The following is a 12,847-nucleotide window of genomic DNA, read 5'->3' as shown; positions in this document are numbered from 1 at the left end:
GGTTCTCACTTTTTGATAAATACTTAACTCATATTTAATATTTTGGTTAAAAGCGTCTTTTTGATCTTGACAAAAATAGTAGTAAAGGTTTTTCCATTGTGCTCGATGGGCATATTTTTTTTGGTAAAGGGATTCTATTTTACAAAGATCAAGCCTTAAAGGAACAGAAGAAATATATTGTGCTTTTTTATAAGCTTGTATTTCTGCAATTTGTTCAAAAAATAATATACGTTTAAAAAATTTTTCATGGCGCTGCCCTACAGCAACAACAAAATCAGTAGTACCCAAAAATTCTTTGGCTAATTTATATCCAAATCGATACATTTCTAAAATAGTTGGATTGCCTGCACTTTGATCAATTGATGCATCAGCTGAGATTTCACAAAGCCTACGGCCTTTTTGTCGTAATGTATCCAATTGAGGTTTAGCAATCTCATCCATAAGTAACCCTAGCTTACTATCAATAACACAAGTAATTGTTCCTACAATTTTCTGTTGGCGGCGAGCAATAATTATAAAACTTTGGGGTAATAGACTCCACAAGGTGATGTGCATACAGGAATCATTTTTTAATGATGCGCCTATTTTTCTATACTGTTGATATACAAGCTTAAATGAGTCTTCAATGTCTTGCTGAGTTTTTGCCAAACCTACTTCAAGTTGTAGCTTAGTTTGCTGAGTACACATATTATCATCTTGAGGGCTATTTGATTTCACAGTCTTCAACTTCTCGCTTAGTGGTTTCTTACATAGACTGATCGAATCAGAAAAAATTTCAGTTTGGAGTGTGTTCCTAATTATTCCCTTAATTTAAATTATAAAAATATATAACGATTGAATTTTAACTTATATTTTCTTGCCATTACTTAGGAAGTTTTATATAAAACATAATGTTATTTAATATAATCACAGCAATTCTATTAAACGCAAAAAAGGCCAAGAATTAAATTTCAACTCTTAGCCTTTTTTAAATAATAATGAATTATATTAATGATTAATCAATTTCTTCAGGCGATAATTGAATTGCAGATATGCTGCTGGGTACGAACAAGAATGGTAAAATACGCATTCCTATTACTGTTAACAACATCGCAAAACTGATCCCACCAATCCCTAGCATAAATTCCCAAACTGTGGGTGTGTAAGGATGATAAGCACGCCCATCAAAGAATCCTGATGAGATGATTTCCATACCAGGGAAAATTTCTAATGGAATCGCTTGTCCGCCAATAATAATCGTATAAAGCAATGAAAATCCACCAATCACAACCAATGAGGCCGCAGCAGTAATGCCATTACGGGTTTTACCTGCAATGGGATGATATAAAATGATTAATGGAATCACTGTGCCTAAAACAAAATAGCCAATCCAAAATAAATACGTGTAAATGCCGCCACTGCCTAAAATGAAATAGACTAAATCTTGCTGTTTGGTCACGTATAAATTGGTTAAATAATAAACTGTGACTAGATAAAACACGGCAATCAAGAATAAACTTAACAGGCTTTTAGGACGTTCTAGGAACGCAATACCCATTGCACGATTGCCCCACACACAGCTTGCAATCAATACTAATAAAAACACAGCCATGCCCAATACCAATGACATTGCAATGAAAAGCGGTGCTAAAATCGCAGTATCATACGCAGAACGTGCGACCAAAAAGCCGAAAATTGAACCTGTGCCTGTGGTCAAAATAAAACGTCCGATAAAGGCAATCAAACCCATAGGACGATAAAATCTTTGTAGGCTTCTGTCCATCATCACCCACAAATACACGCCAACGACACCGATAAAGCCGTTATATAAAAACACGTTCCAAGTAAAAATGGATTTGAAATTATATGAAGTCATAGCAACGACAAGTCGATCGGGGCGACCTAAATCTAAAACCAATACCACTAATCCACCGACCAATAAGGTAATCGCGAGCAAGCCTGATAAACGTGCTAATGGATGATAAAACGCTTTGCGGAATACTGAGCCAATTGAAGCAACGTTTAATACGCCTGATGCGGAGAGGATTAAGAAAATCGCAAAAATATGTGGTAAGCCCCACACAATTTGATTATCCATACCCGTGATGACATGCCCGTGATGTTCCATGGTATACGCAGCGAATAAACCCATTGCAACCAACGCCGCTAAAATACCGACTAGGGCAAAAAATCCCGTGCTGTTACCTTCTAATTCTTCAAATGTAATACGATGTTTCATGAATGATTCCCCTTAAACGCCTTGGTAACGCACGCTTGGATTGAGTTTCAAACCTTCACGCAATGCGATGCTTTGTTCTGTTGCTAATTTTTGAGCAATTTCACTGTTTGGATCGTTTAAGTCACCAAAGACAATCGCGCCATTTTCACAGGAAGTGACACAAGCAGGTAGTTCACCTTTATCGACTTTGTGGACACACATGGTACAGCTTTCGACTGTGCCTTTGCCGCGTGGTGAATACGGTTTTTGTTCGGTTAAGGTTTCATGTACGAAGGAGCGGGCTTTATAAGGACATGCCATCATGCAGTAACGACAGCCAATACAGATATGTTTGTCGACTAAAACAATCCCGTCTTCCCGTTTGAATGATGCACCTGTTGGGCATACATCTTGGCAAGGTGGATTTTCACAGTGTTGACACATCATAGGTAAGGCGGTTTGCTTGCCTGTTTGTTTATGTTTTAATTCAACTTTGCGAATCCATTGCGGTTGTGTTTCAGCACGGTGACTAGGCTCAGTGCATAAACCATGTTCAGCATTGCAAGCTTGCACACAGTCATCACAGCCACTTTTGCATTTATTAGTGTCAATCAACATGCCCCAACGGACTGAATTGTCTACGGGGTGTTCGTCTGGTTTGGCTTGAGATACGCTATGCAGGAAAATACCGGGCGCAACAGCAACACCCGCTACTATAGCTGTATTTTTAATAAATTCTCGGCGATTTGGGTTGGTTTCATCAGTCATTCGCAACTCTCCATAAAAATGTATCCTCAATGGTGCTGGGGTTTGTTCTTTTATTGATGCAGCTTGATAGGTTTGTTTAATATTTGTTCTGCGTAACGTAAGCTATCTATAATATTTTTTCGGGTTAAACGTGGATATTGTTCTAATATTTCATCAATTGTCATTTCATCTGCTAATAGCCCCAAAATCAATGCAACTGAAATACGTGTATCTTTAATAATGGGTTTGCCAGATAAAATCTCTTTATTGCTTGTAATTGATTCAATTGGCTCTTGTTTAGAAAAGAGTTCTTCTAATTCGTTCATAGTTAATTTCTCGTTCCGACGGTCTCCGTTGGAATGCAGCTCAGACGCTCTGCGTCTCAATTATTTCAAACATGACGCGGAGCGCGTCAAAGCTGCATTACCACGCTGAGCGTGGCAACGAGTTTGAGTTAATGATGTCCTTCGGGTTTCACCACAGGCACTTGATTTTCATAAGCCGATTCTGGTCGTGTGGCATGACATTGGAAACAATCCAACTTCACCGCAGCATATTCATGACAACTATTACAGAAATGATTACGACTCTGAATCTCAGGATATTCACCTTGTTCATTTTCAGTCACATGGCAATTGATACATTGCACTAAACTGTATTGCTTGGTGCGTATCCCTTCGTGCATGGTTTTATCACGATGATGTTTTAAATAACTACCGTGCATACGGCGCATCACATCAACAGGTTCAACACATTGCGTTTGCTCATTTGCGGCTTGTTTCGCTTTGGGTGGACTGGGAATCCAGCTTTTACCTTCACCATTCCCAGCCACTACCACGACACTCAAAGCCAAACCAAATAGCAAGCCTAAAGTTGTCAACCAATAACGCATTATTCACCTAACCCCATGTTAATGTAACCTGTTGGGCAAACATCAGCACAAATGTGACAACCGATACAACGTGAGTAATCTGTGTAAACGTAACGGCCTACAGTTGATTCTTTTTTGGCTGTTTTCGCAACCGCATCTTGAGGGCAGAACACAACGCAGTTATCACACTCGAAACATAAACCACAACTCATACAACGCTTGGCTTCTGCAACCGTTTCATCAGTTTCCAAGTTCTTCATACGTTCGTCAAAGTTGCCTAACACTTTTTCGGCTTCAATATGAACTTCTTGGCGTAAATGACGTGGCTCAGCTTCAAAGTGACCTAAGAACAATGCGTTGTGAGAAATCACTTCATGCGCTGAACGGTCTTCGTAGTTGTGTACTGCATAATTTGCATCAGCTGTGCCGCGTAAATCACACTCATCCGCTTTAAATGATTCTGGCTGTAATTCCACTTCAGATAATTTCGCTAATAAATTGAAGTGATGTACATCAACCTTAGGACGTTTGGATAATTCTTGGTTTTCTAAATAACGACCAATCGTATCCGCTGCAATTGAACCTTGACCGATTGCCGTAGTTAATAAATGAGGACGCACGATGTCACCCGCAACAAAATGACCTTGACGACCTTTCACTGCATAGAATGGATCAGCATCGATGAAACCACGACCATTGTCTAATTCTTCTAAGCCTTCAGCCAAATCACCAAATTGACCAATCGCAGATACAATCAAATCGGTTTCAACAATATATTCCGTGCCTTCAACAGGAACAGGGCGCATACCGTCCATTGTACATTTGCACATTTTAAGACCTGTCGCACGACCGTCTTCACCCGTAATGATTTCAATCGGCATCACGCTGCCATGAATATCCACACCTTCACGCAAAGCATCTTGTACTTCATGTTCCGCTGCGGTCATGTTTTCAATTGGAAATAATGAAGTTAAGGTGACTTTTGAGCCATCACGCGCACTAATGCCAGCTACGTCATGTGCGATGTAACCTAATACTGCACCATCGGCTGCATTATCATGTGCAGAATTTTTGGCTTGTGCTTCGTCGACATGGTTATAACCTAAGCGACGTGCAACTGAGGCAACATCAATTGAAGTATCACCACCACCAATCACGACCACTTTTTGAGGAACACGATTAACCCGGTTTTGGTTGAATTCGCTAAGGAAATCGACACCTGTGATACAGTTGGAAATATCGGCAAAACCTTCAACAGGTAAACCACGACCCGCTTTACAACCAATTGCCCATAATACGGCATCAAAATCTTTTTCTAATTGTTCGATACTGATGTCACGACCGACACGGGTATTTAAACGGGTTTCAACATTCAAATCTAAAATACGTTGAATTTCACCTTGTAACATGTCACGCGGTGTACGATAGCCCGGAATACCAAACATCATCATGCCGCCTAATTCTGCATGGTCATCAAATACGGTACAAGCATGACCTTGACGACGTAATTGATACGCAGCGGATAAGCCAGCAGGTCCACCACCGATAATCGCGACTTTTTTGCCTGTGTCAGCACCCGCTTCAGCTAATTTGTAGCCTTTTTCTAAAGCAGTATCACCAATGTATTGTTCAACCGCGTTGATACCAACATAGTCTTCTAATACGTTACGGTTACAGCCTGTTTGACAAGGTGCAGGACAAACCCGACCCATTACAGAGGGAAATGGATTGGCATCTGTTGAGCGTTTGAACGCATATTCTTGCCATTCCATGCCTTCAGGTGGTTTTTCCATCCCACGAACCACGCCTAACCAACCGCGAATGTCTTCGCCTGATGGGCAGCTACCTTGACAAGGTGGTGTACGGTGTACATACGTTGGACATTTATGACTCCAACTGGCTTGGAAAATTTTGTCTTTCCAGTTGCCATCATAAGATTCTTCATGTTCGCCATCTTCGTAGCGACGGAAGTTTAATACTTTATCAGTTTGAGCTTGACTTGCCATTCTGTATCCTCCTAACTTTCTAATAATTGTACGGGCGTTCCACTGGGAATAATTAGTTTACTAATTTAAAATATGCTAATTTTTTAATATGGTTATAGAAATTTTTTTGGTTTGTTAAATTTATTTAGTTCTTTATATATTTATATTTAGAAACCAATGTAGCCACCTCTGCCAACATTTCGTATTCTATCTTTGTATATTTCTTCTATATCTAAATCAGGTTCGTCTATTTCAGCAAAAGCTTTTGTCGCTTCGTGGAATTTCTTTAATTTATCTGCTTTTTCAATTTCTCCAGCTTCATATAATTTATTTATTGACACATTCCATCTTCTGCCTTGTTCTTCTAGCTCTTCTTTCGTTGGGTCTTTTACTGGAAATTCTGCTTTCATTTCATGCTCTGCAACATGATTCCTTAATAAGTCAGCTAGATATAACTTTGATTCAGGTGGTAAAGCCATTGCTTTTTCAATGATTTCTTTCAAACCTTCGTGCATAATTCCGTTCCTTTAATCTACATTCTCAAAGAACTTCACTGCAAACTCACAAAAATCAATAATTTTGTCTTTATCTTGTTTAAATGCTTCTAGTGAACCTAAGTAATTTCTTGTCTTTGGTGTCACTTCTTTGCCTTCTTTTAATTGCTTAACGGTTATACATTTAATATGTTTTTTAGAAACGACAACGATATAAGCATCATCATAAGGATAATCTTCACCTAAGTCTTTTAGCGTGAATATCCCGCTCTTTCTAAATTTAACTTCAATAAATAAGATACTTTGTTCTTTCTGGACAATAAAATCAGGCATTCTTCTAATGTGCATCACCGTGTCATTTTTAACACCGCGTAGCGTTTGCATAATGCCGGGAATGGTATTTTCCATGCCGTAGCGAAACACTTGATAGCCAAGTGAAACAAAAAGCTCTTCAACTAACGCCTCAGCAACACGACCTTTCAACATATTAAAATGTCGTTGGTATGCTTGTTTGCTTAAGCCATTTTTTTCTTCTGAATCCATTTTTCCTCCTCGTTCCCAAAGTCTGTTTGGAAATGCCTGCCTATAAAGCTCTGCTTTGTGATTCTGGAAGCGGAGCTTTTCTGGGCAGTACTCCCAAGCTGAGCTTAGGAGTAAGATTTGTATTAACTACTCATCATCGTCATCAGTCACTTGACCATCTAAGACAATCGCATTACTGACCAATTGATGAACACTGACAATCATATTCATATCAAATTTGTAGTAAGGCAATGTCTTGGTAAACTGACTTTTACAGATCGCACAAATCGCCGCCAAATGATCCACTTGATAATCATCAACCACTTGTTTTAAGGCTTCCATACGCGGTAACGCACCTTTGATTCGAATATCCATCAAATCATCAGTAAGCAAACCACCACCACCACCACAACAATAAGTTTGATCCTTAATCGTTTCGGGAGGCATATCATGATAGTTATTACAGACCGCTTTAATCACTGCCCGTGGAATCTCAAACTGACCACCAGGATAACCGCCCATGCCTGTAGCACGAGCGACGTTACAGGAATCATGAAACGTGACGGTTTTATCATCATTACGCGATTTATCTAAATTCAACTCACCTTTCTTAATCATATCAAGCGTGAATTCACAGATATGCTGCGGAATTGGATAATTTTGGTCTAAGAAATCAAAAGGTCCTGCTAAGGTATTCAAGAAGCTATACGCAACCCGCCAAGCATGACCACATTCACCAAATACAATCCGTTTCACTTTCAGGTCAATCGCCGCTTCACGAATCCGCAATGATATATCCCGCATATTCTCGTAACTACCGATAAACATACCGAAGTTAGCCGCTTCCGACGCATAAGAACTGACTGTCCAAGACACACCCGCATGATGGAATACTTTGGCATAACCCATTAAGCCATCAATATGTGGTTCTGCGAAAAAGTCAGCCGATGGCGTTATCAATAAAATATCCGCGCCTTCAACATCTAAAGGAATTTTAACCGCAATGCCTGTTTCATCTTCAAGGTCTTCTTCCAAACCTTCTAAAGTGTCACGCAATGCAGGTTCAGGCAAACCTAAGTTATTACCAATTTTATATACCTTAGCGATAATCTCGTTACAGTATTTTTGCCCATGACCCACTGATGCCATAATTTCCCGTGCTGCCATGGAAATCTCAGCAGTATCAATCCCATAAGGACAGAACACAGAACAACGACGACATTGAGAACACTGATGGAAATAGTTATACCATTCGTCCAATACATCACGGGTTAAATCGCGTGCACCAACCAATTTGGGGAAGTATTTACCTGCAAAAGTGAAATAACGACGATACACACTGCGTAATAAATCCTGACGCGCCACTGGCATATTTTTCGGGTCTTTCGAGCCAATCATATAGTGACATTTATCAGTACACGCACCGCATTTGACACAGGAATCTAAATATACTGGCAATGAGCGATATTTTTTTAATAAATCACCCATTTTTTCTATCGCTTTTTGCTCCCAGTTTTCAACTAACTCACCGGGGAAACCCAAATCTGTTTGATGCGCGGGTTTAGCGATAAATGGCCCACTCCCTTTCATCGCATCATCTTCTAAAATGGGGATGACGGGATAAGGGCGAAATTCAGGGACTTTATATTGTTTTTTAGCAGCCATAATGTCTCCTTAGCGATTCCGTGATGCTTCTAATTCTGCGGCCCAAGGTGCTAAATGCCGTTGTTCTCTGGAATTATCAACTTGGTTACGGGTTGGACTAAAGAATACACCGGGTGCATGTAGTAATTTGCTGAAGGGGAAAATAATCATCAACAAAATCACACCGCTTAAGTGCGCGAGTAATACAAAATCTGTTGGGATTGGTTGCCAGCTAAAATACATTAAACCGAGCATAAAGGCTTTAAACTGCACAATGTCAGTGTGAGTTACAAAACTCATCATTAAGCCTGTCGCGCCAATCATCATCAACAAAACCAACATCAAATAATCTGATGGTGCGCTGATGTAACGAATTCGTTCTACTGCAATACGTCTGATTAATAAGCCTGCCAAACCGAGTAACATTGCAAAACCTGCATATTTACCAAAAGGTTGAGCTAAGTCAATCCACCACCATGTGGGTTCTACAAAATAGCGTAAATGACGTACTGTGACTAAAAATAGGGCAACATGAAACACGTAGCCAAATAACCAAATCCATTTATTCGAGCGAAATAAACTTTTAAATAAAACCACTTCGCTTAACATCCGTATAACCACGCCACCTTTTGTTCTTGGGGCGGGCATAGTCGGAATTTTTAAAGGTGCAGGTGTCGTTGCATATTGATATATTTTTTTACCTAAACCTACAAATAAAATAGTCGTGGCAATATAAAACAGCGATGCAAAGATAACTGTTGTTATTCCCATAAACACTCCTCCGAATCCCCCCACTCCGCCATTCTCCCTAAAGAAGAGTGAGGGAGATACCCCCGTAAAGGGGGATTTAGAGTGAGGTGTTTATCAGTTTTAGATTAGATACAACCAGTTGGCTTAGGTAAACCCGCATAACGACATGCTTGTTTAGCAGGACCATCAGGGAACAATTCGTACAAGTACTTGCTGTTGCCTTTGTCTTTGCCTAATTTTTTGCCAATCGCTTTAGTTAATACACGAACCGCTGGTGCGATTTGGTATTCGTCATAGTATTCACGTAAGAAGTTAATCACTTCCCAATGGTTACTGGTTAATTCGAAATCAGGGTTGTCAGCTTTGTCTTGTTCAGCCAAGATTGCTGCAACTTCTTCGTTCCAATCTGCTAAGTCAGTTAAGTAACCTTCTTCGTCTAATTCAACGCTTTTGCCGCCAACTTCAATTGTAGACATATTATTGCCCTCTAATGTTGTGTTAAATAAGTGATGTATAGTGGTGTGTCAGCATATAACGGAATACTGAAACACAACACCGCATCAATATTAAAAAATGTACTAAAAAAGTAAAGTGTTTTAATAGATTACTCAGTCAGAATTCATATTTTTTGACGCAGAGCGTCTGGGCTGCATTCCAACGGAGACCGTTGGAACGAGAAAATCATTTTCTAGTTACTACGCTCGGCGTGGTAACTCAGCTTTGACGCTCTGCGTCATCAATTCTTTTATAACCAAGCTTGTGTCGCTGAATATTCAGTGACCAAATCCACAAAACCTGCGTAGTCTACCATTTCAATGCCATCAATAACATTGTCAGCTGCCATACCACGCGCTGCTAAGTCTGGAGTCATGACATAAACTTTCTTGTCAGACATTGCTGCTGTTACTTTTTGCGCCCAAACTGTACCTTTAGTCGCGGCATAAACACCATCTTCAAATAATAAGACCGCACTACCCGCTTTAGATAAATTTAAACAGCTTTCTAAGGCATTTTTTTCAAAAGGTGACTTGTTGACTGTATGTAAAATTGCCATATTATTCTCTCTTTAGAAGCTGAAAATGACTTCTTGTTCGTCCATTACGCCAGCTAATTCTTCACGGCTGACCACACGAATAGAAGGCTTTTCTGCCCAATCATCATCTTCATCTTCGTAGGTCAAATCCATCAAATTATCGAGAGTCAGCCCACGTTCTTCTAAAGATTCTTTTTCAATATACAATTTAGTGATGTCATAATCACCCAACGCTTTATAAGTCGGGGAAAAATTCTTCATCCCTATGCCGCTATTTGGACTAGTGTTTTGGTTCTTAGCCAACTGATAAACACCATCATCAACAAACGCTAAGCTCACATCTTGATCAAATGCCGCTGCGACTAAAACCACTTCTAAAGACTCTAAAGCGTAAATCGTACCGTAAGGAGCTTTACGATTCAGATACATAAACTTCTTGACTTCACCGCCTTCCATATCTTTCTCCTTAATCGCCAAATACGACTAAACGGTCTGCTTGAATGCCAGCCTCGATTAACTGACCTAAGCCAGAAATACGGAAGCCCTCGACAATATTGTCAGCAGTTTTGCCGTTACGCTTTGCTTCATTTTCGTCTAACAAACCACGACGTTGTGCCGCTGCGATACACACCACTAAATCTAAATTGTGCTCTTTCGCTAAAGCCGACCAACGCTCGACAACATTACGGTCATCTTGAGGTGGAATAGTTAAACGAGTCGCATTGTTCACACCGTCGTGATAGAAGAAAATGCGGAAAATCTCGTGACCTTTATCTAACGCCGCTTTGACAAAGTTATAAGCAGAATCAGAAGATTGGTGTTGATAAGGGCCTTCATTAATCATCACTGCAAGCTTCATGGACACTCCTTTATCTTAGAAACGGATATGAGCCGACGCGTTTAAGCTATGTCTCGCACCACGCCAGTTATCAACATGGAATTTTGTGAATGGTAATTCAGTCAATTCAAAGAAACGTGGCCAGCCGATACGATCGATCCAATCAGATAAACGTTCCCAATCACGCGCGTCTGCTTTATAAACCGCTAAGATTTTCTTAACAACAGATGCTGCTTCAACCCAACGAGGTGGATTGTTAGGGATGCCCGCTGCAACCAATTTTTGGAATGACGGTTTGCTACGTGCATTAGAGTGATTACCACCGACCCAAATCGCTAATTTAGAATGTTCTGGATCGTTGATTTGCATTGGAGGACATGGAGGGTAACACGCACCACAGCACACACATTTTTTCTCGTCTACTTCTAAAGTAGGTTTGCCGTTAACCACTGCTGGACGAATCGCCGCTACTGGACAACGCGCTACAACGGTAGGACGTTCACATACGTTAGCCACTAAGTCATGGTTAATTTTAGGGGGTTTAGTGTGTTGGATATTAATTGCGATGTCGCCTTGACCACCACAGTTAATTTGACAACAAGATGTGGTGATATGTACACGGTTAGGCATGTCTTCTTTGACAAACTCATCGTGCAATTCATCCATTAAAGCTTTAACCACACCTGATGCGTCAGTACCGGGAATATCGCAATGCAACCAACCTTGGGTATGAGCAATCATACTCACAGATGGGCCCGTACCACCAACAGGGAAACCTTCAGCAACTAATTTATCAATTAAAGGCTGTACTTTGGCTTCATCAGAAACCATGAATTCAATGTTGCTACGAATCGTAAAACGGATATGACTTTCTGCAAATTCGTCCGCAATGTCACAAAGTGTACGGATTGTGTATAAATCCATTTGGCGTTGTGTACCTGCGCGAACAGTCCATACTTTATCGCCAGATTTTGCGGTGTGACACAAAACGCCGGGACGTGGACGCTCGTGATAATCCCATTTGCCAAAATTACTTTTCAACGTAGGGTGCATATATGGAAACGGGTCAGGTACTCCAGTTTCATCAGGCATACGTGGTGCTGCCATAGTGAACCTCCAAATTTATCCGAATATTATAATATTGTAATGTTAGAATTTTAATAAAAAGCCAAACTGTCACTATAACGAAGTTTAGCCCTTGTTAAAAGTAAGTTATTCTTATGCAAAACCTTAGGACTGGTAGCAATTAAATGACTGCCAGCCCTTAGAGATGCTTTAATAACCTAAGCTGCTGCTTCTGCTTTACGTGCAAACCATTTTTCAGCTTCTTCGTTCCAACCATCAGTACGAACATAAGAGCATTGGCGTGGCTCAGCAATCATGTGTGGGTCAACTTCAAGCCCAACACCTTCTAAGAAATTCACTAAACCGATACGCTCGATCATTTCACCTGTACGCTCATGCTCAAGTGCGTTTTCAGCAAAGAAGTCAATAATGCCTTCAGCGATTTCGGTTAATTTTTCGTAGTCTTCTTCAGCTTCCAATTTCATGAAAGGAATCACAACCGTACCCATTAAATCACCGATTTTCAAAGTACGTTTACCACCAATTAACATGGTAATCCCTTTGTCATCACCCGGAGATAAGGCTTTAGTCATAACATTAATACAATGCATACAACGTACGCAGTTACGGTTATCAATGTCTAAAGTGTCATCATCATTTAAAGATAATACATTCGTTGGGCAACGAGAAATCACATTGTC

At 40.2% G+C, this 12,847-nt stretch carries 15 protein-coding genes and 1 pseudogene; all 16 read right to left on the bottom strand.

The features are described 5' to 3' along the window. Positions 1-717, bottom strand: a 717-nt coding sequence (locus tag ABXH34_RS14240) for an N-acyl amino acid synthase FeeM domain-containing protein (RefSeq protein WP_353572551.1), incomplete at its 3' end; no start/stop codon positions are given. Positions 718-994: 277 nt separating this feature from the next. After that, entirely contained in the window at positions 995-2,218 is a 1,224-nt protein-coding gene (gene nrfD / locus ABXH34_RS14235; protein ID WP_353572550.1) for an NrfD/PsrC family molybdoenzyme membrane anchor subunit, read from the bottom strand. Positions 2,219-2,230: 12 nt separating this feature from the next. Continuing rightward, positions 2,231-2,965, bottom strand: coding sequence for a sulfate reduction electron transfer complex DsrMKJOP subunit DsrO (dsrO, locus tag ABXH34_RS14230; RefSeq protein ID WP_353572549.1), 735 nt, complete (start codon positions 2,963-2,965; stop codon positions 2,231-2,233). Positions 2,966-3,015: 50 nt separating this feature from the next. Further along, positions 3,016-3,270: a DUF433 domain-containing protein gene (locus ABXH34_RS14225; protein WP_353572548.1), complete on the bottom strand. Its 255-nt coding sequence runs from the start codon at positions 3,268-3,270 to the stop codon at positions 3,016-3,018. Between the two features lie 128 nt (positions 3,271-3,398). After that, complete coding sequence (locus ABXH34_RS14220) at positions 3,399-3,836, bottom strand: hypothetical protein (RefSeq protein WP_353572547.1); 438 nt, start codon at positions 3,834-3,836, stop codon at positions 3,399-3,401. Next, the gene (locus tag ABXH34_RS14215; protein WP_353572546.1) at positions 3,836-5,821 is read right to left on the bottom strand and encodes an NAD(P)-binding protein; all 1,986 of its coding nucleotides are present in this window, start codon (positions 5,819-5,821) and stop codon (positions 3,836-3,838) included. The genes ABXH34_RS14220 and ABXH34_RS14215 overlap by 1 nt, the downstream gene beginning before the upstream one ends. Before the next feature lie 146 nt (positions 5,822-5,967). Beyond that, positions 5,968-6,315 (bottom strand): hypothetical protein, encoded by a 348-nt coding sequence (locus ABXH34_RS14210; protein ID WP_353572545.1) that lies wholly within the window; start codon positions 6,313-6,315, stop codon positions 5,968-5,970. 12 nt (positions 6,316-6,327) lie between these two features. Next, on the bottom strand, positions 6,328-6,837 hold the full coding sequence (locus ABXH34_RS14205) for a hypothetical protein (protein WP_353572544.1): 510 nt from the start codon (positions 6,835-6,837) through the stop codon (positions 6,328-6,330). A gap of 126 nt (positions 6,838-6,963) precedes the next feature. Further along, complete coding sequence (dsrK, locus tag ABXH34_RS14200) at positions 6,964-8,481, bottom strand: sulfate reduction electron transfer complex DsrMKJOP subunit DsrK (protein WP_353572543.1); 1,518 nt, start codon at positions 8,479-8,481, stop codon at positions 6,964-6,966. A gap of 9 nt (positions 8,482-8,490) precedes the next feature. Then, on the bottom strand, positions 8,491-9,231 hold the full coding sequence (locus ABXH34_RS14195) for a respiratory nitrate reductase subunit gamma (protein WP_353572542.1): 741 nt from the start codon (positions 9,229-9,231) through the stop codon (positions 8,491-8,493). Positions 9,232-9,335: 104 nt separating this feature from the next. Next, positions 9,336-9,686, bottom strand: a complete 351-nt coding sequence (locus ABXH34_RS14190) for a TusE/DsrC/DsvC family sulfur relay protein (RefSeq protein ID WP_353572541.1) — start codon at positions 9,684-9,686, stop codon at positions 9,336-9,338. 269 nt (positions 9,687-9,955) lie between these two features. Next, complete coding sequence (tusB, locus tag ABXH34_RS14185; RefSeq protein ID WP_353572540.1) at positions 9,956-10,264, bottom strand: sulfurtransferase complex subunit TusB; 309 nt, start codon at positions 10,262-10,264, stop codon at positions 9,956-9,958. 12 nt (positions 10,265-10,276) lie between these two features. After that, entirely contained in the window at positions 10,277-10,672 is a 396-nt protein-coding gene (gene tusC, locus ABXH34_RS14180) for a sulfurtransferase complex subunit TusC (protein ID WP_353572539.1), read from the bottom strand. A gap of 37 nt (positions 10,673-10,709) precedes the next feature. Then, complete coding sequence (gene tusD / locus ABXH34_RS14175) at positions 10,710-11,102, bottom strand: sulfurtransferase complex subunit TusD (RefSeq protein WP_353572538.1); 393 nt, start codon at positions 11,100-11,102, stop codon at positions 10,710-10,712. 15 nt (positions 11,103-11,117) lie between these two features. Next, on the bottom strand, positions 11,118-12,188 hold the full coding sequence (gene dsrB, locus ABXH34_RS14170; RefSeq protein ID WP_353572537.1) for a dissimilatory-type sulfite reductase subunit beta: 1,071 nt from the start codon (positions 12,186-12,188) through the stop codon (positions 11,118-11,120). A gap of 176 nt (positions 12,189-12,364) precedes the next feature. Next, a pseudogene (locus ABXH34_RS14165) lies at positions 12,365-12,847 on the bottom strand (dissimilatory-type sulfite reductase subunit alpha); the annotation flags it as partial.

The sequence above is a fragment of the Candidatus Albibeggiatoa sp. nov. BB20 genome, assembly GCA_016744725.1.
GTDB lineage: Bacteria > Pseudomonadota > Gammaproteobacteria > Beggiatoales > Beggiatoaceae > Albibeggiatoa.
The sequence above is the reverse complement of the archived record's forward strand: the minus strand, read 5'-3'. Positions and strand labels throughout refer to the sequence as shown.

What these genes read in the sequence shown, in the direction of transcription:
- nrfD (WP_353572550.1), bottom strand. Translation starts at nt 2,218, where the DNA reads ATGAAACATCGTATTACATTTGAAGAATTAGAAGGTAACAGCACGGGA.
- dsrO (WP_353572549.1), bottom strand. Translation starts at nt 2,965, where the DNA reads ATGACTGATGAAACCAACCCAAATCGCCGAGAATTTATTAAAAATACA.
- ABXH34_RS14225 (WP_353572548.1), bottom strand. Translation starts at nt 3,270, where the DNA reads ATGAACGAATTAGAAGAACTCTTTTCTAAACAAGAGCCAATTGAATCA.
- ABXH34_RS14220 (WP_353572547.1), bottom strand. Translation starts at nt 3,836, where the DNA reads ATGCGTTATTGGTTGACAACTTTAGGCTTGCTATTTGGTTTGGCTTTG.
- ABXH34_RS14215 (WP_353572546.1), bottom strand. Translation starts at nt 5,821, where the DNA reads ATGGCAAGTCAAGCTCAAACTGATAAAGTATTAAACTTCCGTCGCTAC.
- ABXH34_RS14210 (WP_353572545.1), bottom strand. Translation starts at nt 6,315, where the DNA reads ATGCACGAAGGTTTGAAAGAAATCATTGAAAAAGCAATGGCTTTACCA.
- ABXH34_RS14205 (WP_353572544.1), bottom strand. Translation starts at nt 6,837, where the DNA reads ATGGATTCAGAAGAAAAAAATGGCTTAAGCAAACAAGCATACCAACGA.
- dsrK (WP_353572543.1), bottom strand. Translation starts at nt 8,481, where the DNA reads ATGGCTGCTAAAAAACAATATAAAGTCCCTGAATTTCGCCCTTATCCC.
- ABXH34_RS14195 (WP_353572542.1), bottom strand. Translation starts at nt 9,231, where the DNA reads ATGGGAATAACAACAGTTATCTTTGCATCGCTGTTTTATATTGCCACG.
- ABXH34_RS14190 (WP_353572541.1), bottom strand. Translation starts at nt 9,686, where the DNA reads ATGTCTACAATTGAAGTTGGCGGCAAAAGCGTTGAATTAGACGAAGAA.
- tusB (WP_353572540.1), bottom strand. Translation starts at nt 10,264, where the DNA reads ATGGCAATTTTACATACAGTCAACAAGTCACCTTTTGAAAAAAATGCC.
- tusC (WP_353572539.1), bottom strand. Translation starts at nt 10,672, where the DNA reads ATGTATCTGAATCGTAAAGCTCCTTACGGTACGATTTACGCTTTAGAG.
- tusD (WP_353572538.1), bottom strand. Translation starts at nt 11,102, where the DNA reads ATGAAGCTTGCAGTGATGATTAATGAAGGCCCTTATCAACACCAATCT.
- dsrB (WP_353572537.1), bottom strand. Translation starts at nt 12,188, where the DNA reads ATGGCAGCACCACGTATGCCTGATGAAACTGGAGTACCTGACCCGTTT.